Genomic DNA, 18,957 nt, shown 5'->3' with positions numbered 1-18,957 from the left:
CTCCGGGATTTCAGCAGACGCAGTTACGGCATCATCCTGCGCAGCGTGTCATCTTTCAGAAAATAGTGATGGAACAGGGCCGCCAGCGCATGCAGACCAATTAACCAGTATCCGAGCGGGGCGAGAATTTCGTGCCAGTCAATCAGCATACTGGCTGTGGCGGGATCGGGCGATGTCGCCACAGGCATATTGATCCCAAACAGGGCCCACTCTTTTCCTCGCAGGTAACGCGAGCTCAGCCCGAGAACCGGTAATGCCACAAACAAAGCATAAATCAGCGTGTGCACCAGATGTGAAAGACCCGTCTGCCAGCGCGCCACGGGCGGCGTAATCGGCGGCGTGGCAGAACGGGTACGCAGCCAGAGGCGGGCTATCATCAGGATCATGACACAGAAGCCTGCGGAAAAGTGGGTGATCATCACCGCATTTCGCTGCCAGGTTCCCTTCTCTGCCATCCAGCGCAGCTCGATGGTAGCGTAGGCGACGATAATCAGTAAGACCGTCAGCCAGTGGAAAAGAATTTGCGAACCCCGGTATTTCCTGAGCATAGATAACCTTCCATCACTGTTTTTTGGCGTCACTATACCAGTTAATTATTAGATGTTTATTAGGCGTTTACTGGATCAGTATGACAGGCCATACCGCCCAATCATTTAGGCTGATGCAGGCTAATCTGCCTGAACTTAACGCAACGCAACGCAACGCAGAGTCAGCATGCCAGCACAGCGAAGCCTGCGGTTTGAGGCTGAAAAGCGCCGGCACATTTAAACTAAAACCTGCGGGGCACGATTCAGTCAATAGCATTCAATAATACTGTAAGGTCGTGATAGATTTATTGCCTGGATGATAAATCACGGGTGATCAATGTTTTACATTTCGGAAGTAAACAAAAGTGATTCTGAAATGATTTGTCTGGTGAATGAACTCGATATTTTTTTAGCTGAACTTTACCCCACCGGGAGCAATCATTCGCTGGACTTATCAACCGTCAGTGATGAAAACCTCCGTTGTCTGATGGTCAGAGATAAAGAAGGTATTCCAGCGGGATGTGGTGCTGTGCTCTTTCAGGAAACGGGCTTTGGTGAGATTAAGCGCGTTTATATTCGTCCTGAGTTCAGAGGCCGTAAACCGGGAGAAATTATCGTCGGGTCTCTGGAGCAGCTTGCGCGGGAGAATCGGTGTCATCAGTTACGGCTGGAAACGGGCATTCATCAACAACCTGCTATAGCACTCTATCGCAGATGTGGATATGAGGTTTGTGGCCCTTTCCCCCTTATCTGGAAGACCGACTGAGCATTTTCATGCGTAAGATTATTCAGTGAATCGCGGAAGCAAATCAGACTTTTAGTTTATTGCTTCTTTAGTATTCAGCGCTGCGGATATGAGAAGTTTATGATTTAGCACAGCGATAAATCTTAAACTTAACCTGATGTTCATCCTGTGAAATGGCGAAAGCACGCAGCTGACGCGCTGCGTGCCACTATAAATACACTTCGCACTGGAACGATCAGCCAGCTCTGTTCGAACGTTTCTTTAAGTCAAATCCGCGCCCTGCCGCCATGACCCGCTTGCGCCTCGCTTAATGTTAGTGCCAGCCTAAATAAGAGTAAAAATAACGCGCGTTATCGTAACCTTAGAACTCTACATTTCTCATGCAAAAACAGTAACTTCTCCTCTCATTAGAGTTCGCCTATGCTGGCTGCTCACTACATTTTGCGTCAGAGGGATTTGCTATGTTTAATGTGCCCGCAACTTACAGTGCAGAGGCTGTTGAGTGCCTTTACGAAGTTATCGACATACTCAACCTGAACGGCGCACGATGCCACGTTATCTTTGACAGTCAGGCGTCACGCGCCGCGGTGATTGAGGCAGATACAACAGAGCAACTCGGCGAAATGCGCCACCCTGTGCTGGCTGTGCTGGAGATGGAGCGCGTCACCAGCATTAATACCCTACTGCGTATTAAATCGTTCTGGACAGATTCAGACGGTGCTCACCCTGAAATAGCGTCAAACAACCTGGCGAACGCGTTATATAAGGCGCTGACGACGAAGAAACATATCACGCTGGTGGGATTGTAAAGCAGGCTAACGCCCGTGCGTTGTGGGCTTTTTATAGTATGCAGTGAAAGGCCTGACAGCACGCATCCGCGCATAACACCTGAATGTTGCTCTTCAGAGACAGGAGTATTTCCGCTCCACATCGGTGACGCTCACTTTTTGACGTCCGAAAACCGGCTTACTGAAGTGCCGGTTTTTTGTGAAATCTGAAAAATCAGTACCTCGCCCGGCTACTGCTTAGTCGTGGAAAAGCCGCGGGCGGCGACAACGCTTCCGGGTCAGCTGGCACATTGTTCAGCTGGCGCAAAAATGACGCAGCCCAGTGATGGCTATTGTGCATATGCAGGCCTTTCATCAGTCGGGCGTGCAGACAGCGACGTTCGTGTAACGGCATCTGCAGGGCGCGATGGACTGCACTGGCCATTTCATCAGGATCATAAGGATTGACGATGATGGCACCTTCCATCTGCCCGGCGGCACCAGCAAACTGCGACAGGATTAGCACACCTGGATTTTTCGGGTCCTGTAGCGCGACGTATAATTTGGCCATCAGGCTCATGCCCGCCATGAGCGGCGTGACCAGCGCAACGCGTGAGGCACGATAGATACCGGCCTGCTCTTCCCGGCTGTAGGCGTGAGTCAGGTAGTTCACCGGATACCAGTTCATGGTGCCATGCACACCATTAAGTTCGCCACATAGCGCTTCCAGAGCGTGACCGAGTTGTGGTGCATCATGTGCGTGTCCGGCTGCCGGCGGCGCAAGCTGCAACAGCGTGATATTTTTCTGGTAGCAATCATGCCTCCGCAGCAGCACCTCCAGCGTGCTGATTCGGTAAGGCAGTCCTGAACTTTCATCAAGATGGCCGCCGCTTAGTACGCTATTTTCGGGCAGACTTTCGCGGCACTGCATTTCCATAAAGGCGCAGCTGTTACTCTCGCGCAAAGACTCAACATCATCGAGGTCGATCCCGACCGGGAACACACCAACGTTGATAATCCGGCCATGAATACGAAAGCTGTGCGCTTCCAGCCGCTCCAGCCGGAATCCGCTCTCCAGCCAGACGAGGAAGTTATTCATATCCTGCACGGTCTGAAAGCCAATCAGGTCACAACACAGCAGCGAGTCTGTAAACCAGCGCCACTCGGGTAGGGTTTCAAACATTCTGCCAGCCGGGAAAGGCTGATGCAGAAAGATGCCGACTGAATTGGGCAAACCCTCTTCACGGATATAGCTGGCACAGCCCAGCAGGTGATAATCCTGAATCCAGATAATATCGTCTGGTGTGGCATTGTCGCAGATGGCCCGCGCATAGGCTTTATTAATGTTTTTATATTCCTGAAATCCATTGGTGGAAAAGCGGGCCATATCCGGACGCTGGTGGAAAACAGGCCATAGCCCTTTATGAATGTAATTATGGTATCCCTCATTAAGCTCGCCTGGCGTATAGGGGAAGGTCACGGTTTCATACTGATCGTGCTGCTTCGCAACATAGGCTCTTGACGCATCCTGAGAGATACCTGTGCTTTCACCATTCCAGCTAATCCAGAGGCCGCCCAGCCGTGAGAGTATCCCGTCATAAACTACAGTAAGCGTCGAGCGTTGCGATTCATTATGAGAAACAAGGATAAGGCCTGACATGGTGTGTTCCTTGAGTGAAGGCTGTGGACAGGCGATCAGGCCTGGCAGCCTGCGGCTGTTAACCTGAGGTCGGAGGATAAACTGGAGAAAACCGCTCATGAGTGCGTGCCCTGTCCGCTTAATGCCTGCTGGCGCTTCTACCGCATATTGGGTCATTAATCCCATCGTGCGGCGTCGTCACCCAGACGCCGGGCAGTGAGGGAAATGCCATGAATCCGTTGCGTTCAAAAAAATCCGGTATGGATTCACCCATTGCAATAATACGGCGGCAGCCTCTGGCCCCGGGATGAGACAGACAACAGTGCAGCAGCCATGATCCAAGCCCGACAAAGCGATACTCCGGCGAGATAAACAGATTTCGGATTACCCAGGTTTCAGCCATGTCAGTTACAACACGGGCAAAACCGATTTGTCGGCCATTACGATAAAGTCCGAAGCACAGGCTGTTGTTGAGGGCTAAAATCAGCGCGCGGCTGTCGGGTATCGTTGTACCCAGCCATTGCGCAATCAGACGATAGTTCAGCAGTGACGGATCGGTACTGGCCTCAATGGCATCCCGGAACCACTTGCGGGGCGAAATAAGGCGAAGGCGCTGCTGCTCAGCAAGATCGGCTAATGCCGCCTCGCGGCAGGCCGGTGTGGACCAGGGCTTATTAATGCTTTTCATTCACGGCTTTCCGATAAGAGGCGCATAAACGCCCGGTGCCGTTAATTAAACCGGGCGGCCCGTAAAAATGGCGTAAAAAGAGGCTGATGAAGTGTAAAAACGCTGCAAAACATCTGCCGCCATGGCATTAGCGGGCGAGTACGGCGTGAAAGTCAGCGCTGGATGGTGGCGAGCTAATCAGGCACTGGCCTGCATCTGCCTCTCTCAGCAAAAGTATTGTTCAGAGAAGCCTGTTTAAACGGGCATTAACTAAAGACGCTAAAGGCTTTAAGGTAATAGCTGCTGGCGGAAATGCATCGGGGCCCAACTCTATTTAACACTGATCCTTAGTTCTCTGAGCGGCCCTGAATGTCCTCACGGAGAAAAGCCCTCCGTTAGAGGGCTTTAATGAGTATATACTCAAACCATGACGCTTACAGACGAAAGGCATTCACTGCTTCACGTAACGAATGTGCCTGGGCTGAAAGTGACTGCGATGCCGAAGAAGATTCCTCAACCAGTGCAGCATTATTCTGCGTGACGCCATCCATCTCATTGACCGCAATACTGACCTGAGAAATGCCCTGCATCTGCTCTGCTGAGGCAAGTGAGATGTTGTCCATCGCGTCGGCCAGTTTTCCGACCATAGCATTGATATCAAGGATGCTCTTGCCCGTTCCGGTTGAGACAACAACACCACTTTCGACCTGTGCTACCGCTTCCTCAATCAGATGTTTGATATCTCTGGCAGCGGTAGCGCTGCGCTGAGCAAGCGTCCTGACTTCACCCGCAACGACGGCAAAACCCCTCCCCTGTTCGCCCGCACGAGCGGCTTCAACCGCAGCGTTGAGCGCCAGAATATTGGTCTGGAAGGCAATCCCTTCGATAACGGCAGTAATATCGCGGACTTTCACTGCGCTTTTGGAAATATCATTCATCGTCTCTGACATCCGCTGCATATCGTGCTCGCCCGACCGCGCCAGGGCAGCGGTTTCGCGGGCAGAGTCCGCAGTCTGCTGCGCCCCCGCTGCATTACTTTTTACCGTGACGGTGAGCTGTTCAATACTGGCGGCAGTTTCCTGTAACGCAGCAGCCTGCTGCTCTGTACGGGAGGAAAGTTCGGTATTGCCCTGGGAAATTTCATCAGCAGCCATGGCTACCGAAGCGGAGGAGTCTTTAATATGGGAGACCAGATTGCGCAGATTATTTTGCATGCTATCCAGGGACGCCATCATGCTGACGGTATCCCCCTGACGTAGTGTCACCGTCGTTGTCAGATCCCCTGCCGCAATCGCAGCGGCCAGGCCCTGCGCATGAGAAGGTTCGCCACCCAGCTGAACCTTAAGCCAGCGGGTAATCAGGCCACTCATCACAAACCCTAAAATGACAAACAGGGTCGTCAGAACAGCCAGCGTTACATAAACACCCGAGAGCGCCTGCGTCGACGTTTCCGCCGTTTTACCTGTCACCCGCGCCTGATAATTCACCATGCCGTCCACTGCAATACGATATTCAGTAAGCGCAGGAATCAGTTTGCTCCGGAGTTTATCCTGGAACGCAATAGCATCTGGCGTAAACAGATTCTGCTCTGCCTGACGAAGCGGACCTGATGCTACTTCAATTTTATTGAGTTGCGTGGAAGCCTCTTCAACTTCAGCAAGATTAATTCCAGGAATGCTTTTAGCGCCGTTGATCAGCTCCCGGAAATGCGCAGTAGTATTGTCATTCGTGGTCTGTAATGCAAAAAACTGTGTTTTAAGTTTTTCTTCTGTCTGGGGCTGAGTGCCTGCAGCCACAGAGACTAAAAGAAGCGCCTGCTGAGTCAGGTTATCTTTTAACGTCTGAAGTGCCTGAAGATCGCCAAGGCGCGCGCGGGTCAACGCCTGCTGTTCGCTGGCGGTATTAAGTTTAAACCCGGCAAAACCTGTTACAAAAACGCCCGCTAAGATGACAGTAAGGAAGGCTGCGGTAAGTATGACGCTTAATTTTATTTTTTTATTCCGATACATTGAAGACCCCGATGTCTGAATTATTAGGTTGTCACCGACGTTCCGCATCTATGGCTCGCTGGTCCCATCTCTATTTATCGGCAGCGGGCAAGGAAATTGCAGTAAAGAAGCATGTCAGGCGCGATAATTTTTGGGGAAAAACTGTTAAAAGATGAGGGATGCCATAAGGAAGTGAGTTTTTGTAAGACTGAATGCCAGAAACGTGGAAAATCTCTCACCTCCTTTTAAAAGGTCACGTATGCAGTTCTTATCCAAAAAGTGTGTGAAACGCGTGAGAACGGCGCTATGGCGCCTTTTGCATTTTATTCTGCTACTTGCTTGTTTATCTGGCCCTGAACTGACAGTTTCTAAAAATCACACCCTGTAGTTTCGCAAATGAGTCAGAAATTAATCACATGCGATCTGTCACCGCTAAAATAACGCACAACATTATCAAATGCCGTTCTGAAATAGAGCGCATAGCTGGCATTTTCAACATATCCCAGGTGCGGCGTACAAAGTACATTTGGCATCTGCAGGTAAGGATGGCGGGTGTTGTAAAGCGGTTCATCTTCGTATACATCCAGTGCCGCAAATCCAGGATGCCCCTGCGTCAGGGCATTCTGCAATGCGCCGTCATAAACCAGTTCAGCCCGGCTGGTATTGACGAATAACGCATCAGTTTTCATCAGCGCGAGATCGGCTGACGTGATGTTGCCTTGCGTCGCCCCCACCAGCCGCTGGTGCACGGTTAACACATCGCTTGTGGCAAAAAATCGCTCACGACTTTCGGGAACCGTCCATCCGTCTGCACGTGCTTCTTCCTGCGCACGGAGACTTCCCCATACCTGCACCTGCATCCCAAAAACGGCGGCATAGGACGCAAGACGTTTACCAATTTTTCCATAGCCCAGAATGCCAATGACCTGGTTGTGAACAGCAGAGCCAATTTCTGTTTGCCAGTGCCCTTCAGCCATTGCATTGACCGACGAGACAAATTTTCGGCGGGAGGCCATGATCAACAACCAGGTTAATTCCGCAGGGGCAACCGGAGAGCCACACCCTTCCACAAGGGCAACACCTGCCCGTGTACATGCATCAATATCGAGATTTCCCGCCAGCTTACCCGTCTGACTGATCAATTTAAGATGTGGCGTGCGTTTCAGAAACGCCTCGTCAATGACAGTCCTTTCGCGGATAAGTATTAATGCTTCAGCCGATGACAGCTTTTCATCTGCCATCGGGTCCCTGCTGAGATCGCCCAGTGCAGCGCAGTGGAACTTGTTATTACTATGAAGAAAATCCAGTTTTTGAGTGGCAAACTGATAATCATCCGGGATGACAACGTGAATGGTCATAAAGACACCTCGATATTTGATCGTTATGCACACATGTAAACTTCAATGATTAAAACCTATATCAGTTTTACGACTTTAGGAATCATTACCTTTGCTAATATTCATTGTCAGCCTGTATCGTTATTAATCCTTTTATAACCGAGACGATTACAGGTAACTTTTCCCACCAAAACCTTATTCGTCTGCTATAAGCTAAGCGACCATGTTGAATGTGGGTCAATACCCGCGTCGGTGTCATGCTATTACGATGTAATGAAAAGTAATTCGAAGCCGATAACGATTGTGAGTAAGTAGTCCTACTCACCAGCATAAGATATGAACACACAGCGAATGTAATAAAATATTGCCGATTTAAACAGTAAACCAGCATTGAGATAAGCCGTTATCTGTAACTTGTTATCATAATGATTATGCTAAAAAAAGATTAAACCAACAGGCGACTGACGACAGAGTTCGCTGAGTTTATAAAGCCTGAGTTGCAGAGACATTTTCGTTAACAGGCTGAAAATTGTGCAATTACGGGAATGAAATGAAATCTGGTGTCAAAAATGATGAAACGCGCGAACGTTTACAGCAGCGTATTAAGCTGGGCGAGTTTCACCCGTTTTTTCAGCCTATCGTTTCTCTGGAAGATTTGCGCGTGATGGGGTTTGAGATGCTCGCGCGGCACATATCCCCGGAGGGGATCGTTACGCCTCCTGCAGACTTCATTCCGGCTATGGAGCGAAATGGTCTGCTCGACGAGCTGATGCTCAGCCTTATGGCACAGGGTTTCAAAGTTGCTGCCACATGGCCAGAACAGCAGTTTTTATCAATGAACGTTTCTCCTGCACAGCTTGATGGCGGGTATCTTACTGAAATTATAAGGAATACAGCCAGTGAATTTCAGTTAAATCTCACAAGGCTGAAGATTGAGATTACTGAAACAGCTCTGTTAAATGATATCAATACCGCCCGGACAGAGATTGAAGCGTTGTCGGATATGGGCTGTACGATTGCAATGGATGATTTTGGAACAGGCTATTCCAGCCTTGCCTGGCTGATTCAGTTACCGGTTAATACGCTTAAAATTGACAGCAGTTTTATTCGCTCCATGCTGCACAAAAAGGACAGCCGCAAAATTATCTCCAGCGTCGCCGGTCTGGGCCGGAGCCTTGATATGGATGTGATCGCGGAGGGCGTAGAAACCGAAGAACAGGCTGAAATGCTACGGGGGATAGGTTGCCTCTATGCGCAGGGCTATTTATTCGGGAAGCCGGTCTCAGGAGCGGAAAGCTGCCGGATGTTCAATGCAATACCGGATAAAGGATCTCTGCGGCGGGTTGCACGTCTTTCCCTCGATCAACGAGCACATCAGATTTCATCCATGTATGCAATTCCCGGCACGTCCATTTGCTTTCTGAATCCGGAATTAGTGATTGTTGATGCCAGCGACACGTTTGCCGAACGGGTCGGCTGGGCTCCGCAGGATCTTATTCATAAATATATTTATGAAGTTATTCCGTCACAGGCGGAAAAACTACTCTGGCTGCAGGAATTCCGATTGAAAGGACTCCCTTATCCGCCTTATGAGGTTGTGCTGCCCGACGGGTCGTCCGATCTGGTCATGGTAACCCGGGTGGAAGATGAGGCCAAAGATTTACTGGGCTTTTGCGTATTTGGTGTGAAGATAAGCGAGCGCAAGCGTCATTAAGCTGAACGTTTTACAGGGTACTGCCAATCATCAACGCTCAATATCGCAGAATGCGTTGTGTATATCTCACCCGCGCTCCAGGTGCCTTCAGGACTTATCTCTTTAATAAGCGTCTCGCCCTGATTATGGGTGTTCCCGACTGTAATGCGCAAACCGTCCACACTTAGGCACCACCAGGCATAAGGATAGCCCGGTGTTGATTAAAGCAAGATCAAAATATTCACTTTCTGGCTGAAGATATCGCGCCAGCTGTCGAGAATGTAGTAAAGGAAACGAAGAGCACGGAATAACCAGGGCTGCGACGTGTTCAGCTTTGCTGATGGCCAGCCAGGTTACCCAAATGCCTCTCTGCTCCGGAAGCAATTATTGATTGCTGATCCTGTCGACAGAAGAACGATGTTGAATCGATGTAACCGAGAAACTGCAATGTACAACCCATCATTAAGGCGCTGTGTGATTTCGGTTCTCAGTAACAGCGTAATAGTTAACCATCAGGAAAATAACTCATGAGCCTCGTTTATATACCTGCCCTCCTTCCACTCTTGTTGAACAAAGAGAATGAGAAAGGAAGCCCGCTTACAGAGGAGGAAGTCAGCCGCATCAGAGATAGCGCCACCTGTATTGAAGTGGCGCGTGATGTTGCTTTTACAATGGCGGAATGCCGCGGATACGTTGATATCAACCCTGAAAAATGCTGGGATGAATGGAGAGCGTATCGGAGTGAGCGACTGCATCAGAGTGGTCACAGCTAAATCACATTCATCCCCGGCATTCGCTTTTCCAGGATTAATGCCTGAAACACTCCTGACTAATGCCGTGTTGATCGCATCGTCGCAATGGCCGATTTCCACTGATTATCAGGCTCTGAACGTAACGTGGACATACGGATAGCGGCAGGCCATGCGAGAGTCGGGAACGTCGATGTATAGCCATGCTAAGTGAAAGGAGGTAGAGTAATATTTTTATAATGTGGATGTTATTATGAATCGTAGCGAGGAAATTCTTGAGGCAGCAGAATACTGCATGCGACAGAAAGGCTTTTATCAGACATCGGTTCAGAATATAGCCCGACAGGCAAATGTCAGCGTCGGTCTGATTTATAAATATTATAAAAATAAAGAAGCGATTATCGAAGCACTGATTAAAAACGTGGTGCAACGGATGATTGATTCACTCAAAGATGCTCTCGACAATCTTGCTCATGCAGGCAAAGTCGCCCATTCTGCGCATGGCGTGGTGTCAGTCGACGTTGAAAAAAGCATTGTACTGCTTATTGATATATCTGCAGAAGCCACACGTAATGAGCGGATCCGTAAGATTATTAACGATGCCTGGCAGATGTTGAAAGAGAACTTTATTACTCAGGAGCAGGCGCTTAATCCGTCGCTGGATGCTGATATTATCCAGACACGCCTGTATATTATGTCACTGATCATAGACGGTATGACTATTCGCCGCTATATGAAACAGCGTGAAATCGACGGCAGCGTGATGTCTTTTCTGGATGTTATCAGTCATGACATTAATCAGAACAGTGTCGCCTGATTCAGGAGAAAAGATGGCCGGCGATAAGGGTGTTAATTCGTGCCAGCTCCTGCTGATTAAGGTGTTTATCGCCAAACGTACGACAGGCCACACCATCTACCAGCATCAACAAAAACTGAATACGGTCACTACGCTGTTCAGGGGTCGCTGCTGGCATCTGCCGCTTTAAAACCTCTTCCAGCGCCGTAAAAAGCAATTGTTCTTCATGTGCAAGCAACACGCGGACTGATTTGTTACGAGACGCCTCTGAATACATTTCCAGCAGTAAACAACGATCCCTGAAAGACCAGTCCCGCCAGAAGTCAGATTCGGTATCGATGATATTTGAGATGCTGGTTTGTAGCTGAAGGTTTTTCAATAAAAACATTCGCCAGTTTTCTGCGATACTTTTTATCGTCTCACTGACAATTAATTCTTTGCTACTATAATAGCGATAAATCTGCCCGGCACCCAGACCTGACTCATGACTAATGTCTGCCATGCTGGCACCATGAAAGCCAGAGCGACTGAAACAGTTCTTCGCTGCCGAAATTATCTGCTGCTGCCGCTGCTGCAGGAAATCCTCACTGTCTGACCTGCTCAAATAACCTCCTGTTAACTGACGTTACACTAGCCCTGATATTAAATCTTCGATGATAACCGAGGCCGGGTGCGAGAACATATCAGCCGGAAATTCAGACATCAAAGATTATGATTTCACCTTCTCATCTCCTCGAATTTACGCTGAGACTACGCTTTAACCGGGTGCGCATTCCCGCCTGAATGCGCACCCGGTTTTTACATTTTCAGTTGTGACTCCTGCAACGCCGTGCCGCCGCCCATCACCTTGTAAAACGTATTCAGGTTCTGATAGTACGCCTGCTCAGTGCTGACCAGACTGGTTCTGGCGGTATAGAGCGTACGCTGAGCGGTTAACGCATTCAGATACGTGTCCACCCCGTTTTGATAACGCAGATCGGCCAGATGATAATACGTTTGTGAAGCAGCAACATTGCTGCGCTGGCTGTTCAGCTGATCTGTGATGGTGCCCTTACGAGCCAGAGCATCTGCGACTTCCTGAAAAGCGGTTTGCACTGCCTTTTCATACACTGCCACATAATATTCTTTTTGCGCTTTGGTGTAGTTCAGGTAAGACACGTTATAGCCACCTTTAAAGATCGGCAGCGAGATGCTGGGCGCAAAAGACCAGATGCCTGCCCCGTTTTTAAACAATGAAGAGAGATCGGAACTGCCAACGCCACCGCTGGTCGTCAGTGAGATGTCCGGGAAGAAATTTGCACGCGCCGCACCGATATTGGCATTTGCTGCCTTCAGGTTATGCTCAGCCTGCAAGACATCAGGACGATTAATCAGGGCTTCGGATGAAACACCCGCCGGCACGTCACGCAATGCCTGACCAACAGTTTCGATGTTTTGCGGCAGCAGATTATCCGGCACGCTTTTACCCACAACCAGGTCCAGGGCATTCTTATCCTGCGCCACGCTGGTGGTATAGCTCGCCACATCCGACTGTGCAGACTGATATGTGGTTTCTGCTGAAGCGACATCCACCATTGAAGCCACGCCATTTTGCAGACGTTTGCGTGTTACTTCCAGTGACTGTCGCGTACTCTCTGCTGTCTCTTTCGCAATCTCAAGATTGCTGCGATCGGCCGCCAGCTGCAACCAGTAATCCACCGTGTTATAGAGTAAGGTCAGACGCGTGCTTCGCGCTCCTTCCAGCGTGCCAAGATAGGTTTCATATTGCTGGCGAGACAGGCTTTGATTTTTGCCAAACAGATCCAGCTCAAATGAACTGACACTCCCTTCTGCAGAGTAACTGTTGCCCAATGCAGTCTGATTACCCTCTCCTGTCAGCGCGCGAGAGCGGGTTCCACTCACATCGGCGCTGAGCGTGGGAAAGAGATTAGCTCGCTGCTCACCATATTGTGCATGCGCAGACTTCACACTTGCCACGGCTTCCCGCAAGTCGCGGCTATTGTCCAGAGCCATTGCGACAACCTGACGAAGCCGGGGATCCAGCACATAATCCTGCCAGCCCACATCACGATAATTAATTGCGTTCTGTTGCAGGTTGCGGTAAGCCTCCCCGCTCGGGGTTGCAGCCACTACGGCATTATCTGGACGTGCATAATGCGGATCGAGCGAAACACATCCCGCAAGGAAGCAGGGCAAAAACACCGCTAAACATTTTGCAGACATTGTCATTATTCCTTTACCCTTACTGCGGATTCTGAAGACTGAGTTTCCTCATGCGGTTTGGCCGGAAACAGACGGCGAACCAGCACAAAGAACAGCGGAACAAAGAAGATAGCCAGCAGCGTCGCGGTTAAGGTCCCGCCAATAATGCCGGTACCAATGGCGATACGACTGTTCGCGCCCGCGCCTGTCGAGATAGCCAGCGGCAGCACCCCTGCGGTAAAGGCCAGTGAGGTCATAATGATGGGACGTAAACGCATCGTTGCTGCATGCGTCGCGGCCCTGAACAGACTCTCTCCTTTGCGATATTGCTCTTCAGCAAATTCCACGATCAGAATGGCATTCTTCGCCGAGAGTCCGATGATAGTGAGCAACGCGACCTGGAAATAAACGTCGTTTTCCAGTCCGCGCAGCGTCGTCGCCAGAAGGGAACCAATAACGCCTAATGGCACCACCATCATGACCGAAAAGGGCACAGACCAGCTCTCATACAGAGCAGCAAGGCACAGGAACACCACAATCAGTGAGATGCCATAGAGCGACATTGCCTGATTGCCAGAGAGTTTTTCCTGATACGAGAGGCCACTCCATGCAAAGGTGTTTCCAGCGGGTAACTTCGCCACCAGCTTTTCCATCGCGGTGATCGCATCCCCTGAACTTTTGCCGGAGGCTGGCGAACCCTGAATTTCATAAGATGCCAGGCCGTTATAACGTGACAGGACATCGGGGCCATACGCCCACTTCATCGAGGCAAAAGATGAGAACGGCACCATCGTGGTGTTACTGCTGCTGTCTGTGCCGCGCACATACCACTGATCAATATCTTCCGGCTTGCTGCGGAACTGCTGTTCCCCCTGTATGTAGACTTTTTTCACACGACCACGGTCGGTGAAGTCATTAACGTAGCTCCCCCCAATCGCCGCACTTAAGGTGCTGTTAATATCACTGATCGTCAGACCCAGCGACTGGGCTTTGGCGTCATCAATGTCGACGTCCAGCTGCGGCAGGCTCGGCAGTGAGTTGGCGCGGACGGCACTGAGGTCGGAATCCTTATTGGCCTCGGCAATCAGCTGATCGCGCATTTTAAGCAGTTCGTCGCGACTGGTCGCCCCACGCGCCTGCAGTTCGAAGGTAAAGCCATTCGACTGACCCAGCCCGGAAACCGGCGGGGGCGTGAGTACAAAAATTTGCGCATCGCGGATGCCCGACAGCGCCTTCATCGCGCGGCCTGCAATAGCATCAGCACTGTTTTCGCTGCCTTCCCGTTCACTCCAGTTCTTCAGCGCGATAAAGCCAATACCGGCGTTCTGACCGTTGCCCGCGAAACTGAAGCCGTTGACCAGCATGCTGACGTTGACGTTATCCTTCTCCTGGGTAGCAAAGTAGTGCTGAACCTTACGACGCACGTTACTTGTCCGGTTTTCCGTGGCGCCAGGAGCAAGCTGATACTGCACCATGATGTAACCCTGGTCTTCAGTCGGCAGGAAGCCCGTGGGCAGGCGCATATAAAGCACCGCACAGCCGATCAACAGCACGCCATACAGAAGCAGATAACGAACCGAACTGTGCACAACATGACCAACACCATTCTGATAGCGTGCCTGGACTTTTTCATAGCTGCGATTAAACCAGCCGAAGAAGCCTGTGCTGCCGCTTTCATGATTATGCGGCTTGAGCAGGGTGGCACAGAGTGCGGGCGTCAGCGTCAGCGCCACAATTACCGACAGCACCATCGATGAAACAATGGTGATTGAAAACTGACGATAGATCACACCCGTCGAACCGCTGAAAAAGGTCATCGGCAGAAACACGGCTGAGAGCACCATCGCGATACCAATTAACGCACCGGTAATCTCCTTCATCGATTTTTCCGTCGCCTGACGCGGGGGTAAGCCCTCCTCACGCATCACACGTTCGACGTTTTCAACCACGACGATTGCGTCATCAACCAGTAAGCCGATAGCAAGCACCATCCCGAACATGGTGAGGGTATTAATCGAGTAGCCAAAGAGGGACAACACGCCAAACGTGCCCAGCAGCACGACCGGAACAGCAATCGCCGGGATGAGCGTAGTACGGATGTTTTGCAGGAAAACAAACATCACGATGACCACTAAAATCACCGCTTCGATGAGCGTTTTCACCACTTCTTCAATGGAGATTTTAACGAAATCGGTGCTGTCGAGCGGATAAGCAATTTCATAGCCCGCAGGCATAGTGCTGCGAAACTCATTAATTTTCGCTTTCACCTGCTCGGCGGTTGAGAGTGCATTGGCACCTGACGCCAGTTGCACGGCTATACCGGAGGCAGGATGCCCGTTCGCCAGAACGTCAGAGCTGTAATCTTCATTACCCATTTCTACGCGTGCGACATCACTCAGTCGTACCACTGATCCGTCCGCCTGGCTTTTCAGTACGATATTGCGAAACTGCTCAGGGGTTTGCAGTCGCGAACGTGAGCGGACCGTCGCCACCAGCTGTTGCTCTTTACTGGCGGGTTGTGCCCCTAACTGTCCCGAGGAGACCTGAGTGTTCTGACTCTCAAGTGCCGTTGTGACGTCGGAAGGCATCAGAGAAAAGGAAGTCAGCCTGACGGGATCGAGCCAGATACGCATCGCATATTCAGCACCGAATACCTGAACGCTGCCTACTCCCGGCACACGCGCCAGACTGTCTTCCATGTTACTCACCATATAGTCGGCGACATCTGATGAGCTGCTTTTATTAGTTTTATCGTACAGCGCCAGGATGAGCAGAAAGTCACTCTGCGCTTTCTGCACGGTCACACCCTGTGACGTGACTGCAGTCGGCAGGCGGCTCTCGGCCTGCTGAACCTTGTTCTGCACCTGAACCTGCGCAATATCCGGGTCGGTTCCCTGCTGGAAAGTGACGTTGATTTTGACCTGGCCGGTGGAAGCAGTGCTGGTGGCATCGAAATAGAGCAACCCATCCAGCCCGGTAAGCTGCTGCTCAATGACCTGAGTCACGCTGCTCTCCAGCGTTTCAGCAGAAGCACCGGTATAGGTTGCCTGAATACTGATTTGTGGCGGTGCCACATCCGGATATTGCGCCACCGGCAGGCTGTTAATGCTCAGGATGCCGAACATCATGATGCACAGGGCGATTACCCAGGCGAAAACCGGACGACGAATAAAGAACTGAGCCAGCATATCATTTGCCCTCGCCGGTTGCGGCTTTAGCGTCTGGCGTCACTTCGACAGCCTTGACGCGCATGCCCGGCTGAACTTTAGCGGTGCCTTCCACAATCAGCTTGTCACCGCGGTTCAGTCCCGAGGTAATCAGCCATTTATTGCCAATCACGCGGTCGGCTACGACGTCCCGGTTTTCTACTTTGCTCTCGTTATCTACCACCAGCGCAGTGGCGTTGCCTTTTACATCCCGGGTAATTCCTTGCTGCGGCGCCAGAATCGCATTGCTCTGTACACCATTGGTGACGCTGGCACGAACATACATGCCAGGCAGAAGTTCATGTTGCGGATTCGGGAAGATCGCGCGCAGCGTTACTGTGCCCGTGGCTTCATCTACTGAGACTTCGGTCAGCTCCAGCTTTCCGGGATGCTCATAGGCCGTACCATCTTCCAGATTCACCGTCACGGGGACGGCATTGGCGCTCTGCTTCAGCGACGCTTGCTGGCGCTTCAGTTTCAGCAGTTGCACACTGGATTGTGTGAGATCGACGTAGATGGGATCGAGCGCGCGTATCGTTGCCAGTGCAGAAGTCTGGCTAGCGGTGACCAGTGCACCAGGCGTTACCGATGAGATCCCAATACGACCACTGATCGGCGCTTTGATTTGGGTGTAATTCAGATTAATACGGGCACTTTCCACGGCAGCACGGTACTGGTCAACAGAGGCGACGTTCTGCTGATACGTTGCCTGGGCATCATCAGCATCCTGCCGTGACACGCCATTCTCTTTAACCAGCGCAGCATAGCGTTCGGCTTTTAATTTACTGCTTTTCACTAGCGCCTGAGCATTTTTCAGCTGTGCCAGAGCCTGATCGTAACTGGCCTGATAGCTGGCGGGATCGATCTGGTAAAGGATCTGCCCGGCTTTAACTTCATCACCTTCTGCAAACAGACGTTTCTGGATGATGCCCTCTACCTGGGGCCTGACATCTGACGTCATACTGCCCGTTACGCGTCCGGCCAGCTGACTATCCAGCGTCACAGATTCGGTTTGCAAGGTTTTCACACCGACCTCTGTTGTCATATTTCCATCTGGTTGCTGACTGTTTTGATCGCAGGCCGCCACAATCATCACAAGTCCGGCGATGATACTGCGCTGAAATTTTCTCATAAAAATCCTGTAATGAACGTTCATTCTCAGCGTGCAGTTTAATTAATCAGCAATAAAATGTATGTCAGCAAAACGAAAAGAAGGATGTCCGAAAATATATGAAGGTGGCTTGTATTTATTGTCAGGCGTCAGGCCAGCGCACGGATGACCACACGTTGAGCAGTGTCCTCTACGGATTTGGATTGTAACGCTGACTTCAAATGAGCAGGTAAACCCAGCAATGTTATAAAAGGCGGATGCTGGATCTGATGAGGCCACTTATGAGCATTTTTTTACAGCACTTATACCCGCTAAATAATCTCTTCGGTAATGAATGACTTTCCCTGTTTTCAGTTAAGGCATCCCTGCTGGCGGAGACATTGAGTGAATCCTGAGCCGATTCAGGCAGGCAAAACATTTCGTCGCTTTGCAAATCGGCCCGCAGACGTTACTCTATACGAAATATATACGTTTCATATAAGGCTCATATGGGTATCGTAAAAATCTCCGACCTGATGCATGAAAATCTGCGCATCGCCAGTCAGGCGATGAGCCGCTCGATTAATGCACAGGCTGAACACTGGCTAAAACTCGGCATGCTGGCTGAACTCTATCCGCAGCAGACCCAACACCAACTGGCGCAGATGCTGATCCGGCTTGAACTGGACGGCAGCGCTGATATCCGCAATATGCTCCATAAAGAGAGCCTCACCACACAAGGAAACGTGTCATGAACACCGTTAAAATTCATACCGCCGCGGAGATTGAGATGGCGCGCGCAGCCGGACAGGCTGCGGCGCAGGTACTGGCGATGATTACACCGCACGTTCGCCCCGGCATTACCACCGAAGAGCTGGATGATATCTGTCACGACTTCATTGTGAATGAACTCAAAGTAACGCCCGCGAACATCGGCTATCACGGCTATACCCGCACAACCTGCACGTCGGTCAATCACGTGGTGTGCCACGGTATACCAGCCAGCAAAAAGCTTAAGGATGGCGATATCGTTAATATCGATGTGGCGGTCATCAAAGATGGCTGGTATGGCGATACCAGCCGGATGTACTTTGTCGGCACGCCGTCAGTCCGTGCAAAGCGTCTGGTTGAGATCACCTATCAATCGATGGTTGCGGGGATCAAAACCGTCCGTCCTGGCGCGACGCTGGGCGATGTGGGCGCGGCAATCCAGCGTGTTGCAGAAGCTGCCGGTTTTTCTGTAGTACGGGAGTATTGCGGGCACGGTGTGGGGGAGATTTATCACACCGATCCGCAGGTGCTGCATTACGGCACCCCGGGTGAAGGAATGCCCCTGAAGGCCGGTATGATCTTCACTATCGAACCAATGATTAATGCCGGTAAAGCCGGGACCAGCGTGCTGTCAGATGGCTGGACAGTCGTGACCAAAGATCGCTCACTCTCGGCGCAGTGGGAACATACTGTCGCCGTTACTGAAGAGGGTTTCGATCTGCTGACGCCGTGGCCTGAAGGCACTGGCGACTACCCGGCGATTTAATTACTCAGCCTGAG

Annotated in this window: 16 protein-coding genes; 6 read left to right on the top strand and 10 right to left on the bottom strand. The window is 50.9% G+C overall.

The features are described 5' to 3' along the window. Positions 1 to 23 precede the first annotated feature (23 nt). A complete protein-coding gene (gene cybB / locus QSK07_RS12950; RefSeq protein WP_285721618.1) occupies positions 24 to 548 on the bottom strand; it encodes a cytochrome b561 in 525 nt (174 codons plus the stop codon). Between the two features lie 316 nt (positions 549 to 864). Between cybB and QSK07_RS12945 the strand changes: the two genes are divergently transcribed. Together QSK07_RS12945 and QSK07_RS12940 are read left to right on the top strand one after the other, a co-directional pair. Continuing rightward, positions 865 to 1,293: a GNAT family N-acetyltransferase gene (locus QSK07_RS12945; RefSeq protein WP_352230963.1), complete on the top strand. Its 429-nt coding sequence runs from the start codon at positions 865 to 867 to the stop codon at positions 1,291 to 1,293. 440 nt (positions 1,294 to 1,733) lie between these two features. Continuing rightward, entirely contained in the window at positions 1,734 to 2,081 is a 348-nt protein-coding gene (locus QSK07_RS12940) for a hypothetical protein (protein WP_275221952.1), read from the top strand. Positions 2,082 to 2,274: 193 nt separating this feature from the next. Here QSK07_RS12940 and QSK07_RS12935 read toward each other — a convergent pair whose 3' ends face one another. The 4 genes from QSK07_RS12935 to QSK07_RS12920 all read right to left on the bottom strand — a co-directional run bounded on the left by QSK07_RS12935 (position 2,275) and on the right by QSK07_RS12920 (position 7,691). After that, positions 2,275 to 3,699 carry an alpha,alpha-trehalose-phosphate synthase (UDP-forming) gene (locus QSK07_RS12935; protein ID WP_285721619.1) on the bottom strand — a complete coding sequence of 475 codons (1,425 nt, stop codon included), beginning with the start codon at positions 3,697 to 3,699 and terminating at the stop codon, positions 2,275 to 2,277. 118 nt (positions 3,700 to 3,817) lie between these two features. Then, the gene (locus QSK07_RS12930; protein ID WP_285721620.1) at positions 3,818 to 4,366 is read right to left on the bottom strand and encodes a GNAT family N-acetyltransferase; all 549 of its coding nucleotides are present in this window, start codon (positions 4,364 to 4,366) and stop codon (positions 3,818 to 3,820) included. 413 nt (positions 4,367 to 4,779) lie between these two features. Further along, positions 4,780 to 6,354, bottom strand: a complete 1,575-nt coding sequence (locus QSK07_RS12925; RefSeq protein WP_285721621.1) for a methyl-accepting chemotaxis protein — start codon at positions 6,352 to 6,354, stop codon at positions 4,780 to 4,782. Positions 6,355 to 6,734: 380 nt separating this feature from the next. Beyond that, positions 6,735 to 7,691, bottom strand: coding sequence for a D-2-hydroxyacid dehydrogenase family protein (locus QSK07_RS12920; protein ID WP_285721622.1), 957 nt, complete (start codon positions 7,689 to 7,691; stop codon positions 6,735 to 6,737). Between the two features lie 529 nt (positions 7,692 to 8,220). On the opposite strand from QSK07_RS12920, the gene QSK07_RS12915 reads away from it, so the two are divergent. After that, positions 8,221 to 9,384, top strand: coding sequence for an EAL domain-containing protein (locus tag QSK07_RS12915; protein ID WP_285721623.1), 1,164 nt, complete (start codon positions 8,221 to 8,223; stop codon positions 9,382 to 9,384). A 491-nt stretch (positions 9,385 to 9,875) separates the two neighbouring features. Here the strand turns inward: QSK07_RS12915 and QSK07_RS12910 are convergent, their stop codons facing one another. Next, a complete protein-coding gene (locus tag QSK07_RS12910; RefSeq protein WP_275221965.1) occupies positions 9,876 to 10,235 on the bottom strand; it encodes a hypothetical protein in 360 nt (119 codons plus the stop codon). A 130-nt stretch (positions 10,236 to 10,365) separates the two neighbouring features. Between QSK07_RS12910 and QSK07_RS12905 the strand changes: the two genes are divergently transcribed. Then, the gene (locus QSK07_RS12905; protein ID WP_098050028.1) at positions 10,366 to 10,929 is read left to right on the top strand and encodes a TetR/AcrR family transcriptional regulator; all 564 of its coding nucleotides are present in this window, start codon (positions 10,366 to 10,368) and stop codon (positions 10,927 to 10,929) included. A gap of 1 nt (position 10,930) precedes the next feature. Here QSK07_RS12905 and QSK07_RS12900 read toward each other — a convergent pair whose 3' ends face one another. The 4 genes from QSK07_RS12900 to QSK07_RS12885 all read right to left on the bottom strand — a co-directional run bounded on the left by QSK07_RS12900 (position 10,931) and on the right by QSK07_RS12885 (position 17,448). Then, on the bottom strand, positions 10,931 to 11,512 hold the full coding sequence (locus QSK07_RS12900) for a TetR/AcrR family transcriptional regulator (RefSeq protein WP_098050027.1): 582 nt from the start codon (positions 11,510 to 11,512) through the stop codon (positions 10,931 to 10,933). 194 nt (positions 11,513 to 11,706) lie between these two features. Further along, positions 11,707 to 13,137 (bottom strand): efflux transporter outer membrane subunit, encoded by a 1,431-nt coding sequence (locus QSK07_RS12895; RefSeq protein WP_098050026.1) that lies wholly within the window; start codon positions 13,135 to 13,137, stop codon positions 11,707 to 11,709. Then, the gene (locus tag QSK07_RS12890) at positions 13,137 to 16,298 is read right to left on the bottom strand and encodes an efflux RND transporter permease subunit (protein ID WP_285721624.1); all 3,162 of its coding nucleotides are present in this window, start codon (positions 16,296 to 16,298) and stop codon (positions 13,137 to 13,139) included. Before QSK07_RS12890 ends, QSK07_RS12895 begins: the two co-directional genes overlap by 1 nt. A 1-nt stretch (position 16,299) precedes the next feature. Beyond that, complete coding sequence (locus QSK07_RS12885) at positions 16,300 to 17,448, bottom strand: efflux RND transporter periplasmic adaptor subunit (RefSeq protein WP_285721625.1); 1,149 nt, start codon at positions 17,446 to 17,448, stop codon at positions 16,300 to 16,302. A gap of 467 nt (positions 17,449 to 17,915) precedes the next feature. Here QSK07_RS12885 and QSK07_RS12880 point away from each other — a divergent pair, with 467 nt between their 5' ends. Continuing rightward, entirely contained in the window at positions 17,916 to 18,161 is a 246-nt protein-coding gene (locus tag QSK07_RS12880; protein WP_098050023.1) for a ParD-like family protein, read from the top strand. Beyond that, positions 18,158 to 18,943: a type I methionyl aminopeptidase gene (gene map, locus QSK07_RS12875; RefSeq protein WP_285721626.1), complete on the top strand. Its 786-nt coding sequence runs from the start codon at positions 18,158 to 18,160 to the stop codon at positions 18,941 to 18,943. The genes QSK07_RS12880 and map overlap by 4 nt, the downstream gene beginning before the upstream one ends. The last annotated feature ends 14 nt before the right edge of the window (positions 18,944 to 18,957 follow it).

This window comes from Pantoea sp. QMID4, from assembly GCF_030270445.1.
In the GTDB taxonomy this organism is placed as follows: Bacteria; Pseudomonadota; Gammaproteobacteria; order Enterobacterales; family Enterobacteriaceae; genus Pantoea; species Pantoea vagans.
Note: the sequence above shows the minus strand (reverse complement) of the source record. Positions and strands in the feature narration are given on the sequence as shown.

Excerpts from the sequence above, each read along its gene's own strand:
- QSK07_RS12920 (WP_285721622.1), bottom strand. The coding sequence starts at position 7,691 with ATGACCATTCACGTTGTCATCCCGGATGATTATCAGTTTGCCACTCAA.
- QSK07_RS12925 (WP_285721621.1), bottom strand. The coding sequence starts at position 6,354 with ATGTATCGGAATAAAAAAATAAAATTAAGCGTCATACTTACCGCAGCC.
- map (WP_285721626.1), top strand. The coding sequence starts at position 18,158 with ATGAACACCGTTAAAATTCATACCGCCGCGGAGATTGAGATGGCGCGC.
- QSK07_RS12880 (WP_098050023.1), top strand. The coding sequence starts at position 17,916 with ATGGGTATCGTAAAAATCTCCGACCTGATGCATGAAAATCTGCGCATC.
- QSK07_RS12915 (WP_285721623.1), top strand. The coding sequence starts at position 8,221 with ATGAAATCTGGTGTCAAAAATGATGAAACGCGCGAACGTTTACAGCAG.
- QSK07_RS12885 (WP_285721625.1), bottom strand. The coding sequence starts at position 17,448 with ATGAGAAAATTTCAGCGCAGTATCATCGCCGGACTTGTGATGATTGTG.
- cybB (WP_285721618.1), bottom strand. The coding sequence starts at position 548 with ATGCTCAGGAAATACCGGGGTTCGCAAATTCTTTTCCACTGGCTGACG.
- QSK07_RS12930 (WP_285721620.1), bottom strand. The coding sequence starts at position 4,366 with ATGAAAAGCATTAATAAGCCCTGGTCCACACCGGCCTGCCGCGAGGCG.
- QSK07_RS12890 (WP_285721624.1), bottom strand. The coding sequence starts at position 16,298 with ATGCTGGCTCAGTTCTTTATTCGTCGTCCGGTTTTCGCCTGGGTAATC.
- QSK07_RS12905 (WP_098050028.1), top strand. The coding sequence starts at position 10,366 with ATGAATCGTAGCGAGGAAATTCTTGAGGCAGCAGAATACTGCATGCGA.
- QSK07_RS12935 (WP_285721619.1), bottom strand. The coding sequence starts at position 3,699 with ATGTCAGGCCTTATCCTTGTTTCTCATAATGAATCGCAACGCTCGACG.
- QSK07_RS12945 (WP_352230963.1), top strand. The coding sequence starts at position 865 with ATGTTTTACATTTCGGAAGTAAACAAAAGTGATTCTGAAATGATTTGT.
- QSK07_RS12940 (WP_275221952.1), top strand. The coding sequence starts at position 1,734 with ATGTTTAATGTGCCCGCAACTTACAGTGCAGAGGCTGTTGAGTGCCTT.
- QSK07_RS12895 (WP_098050026.1), bottom strand. The coding sequence starts at position 13,137 with ATGACAATGTCTGCAAAATGTTTAGCGGTGTTTTTGCCCTGCTTCCTT.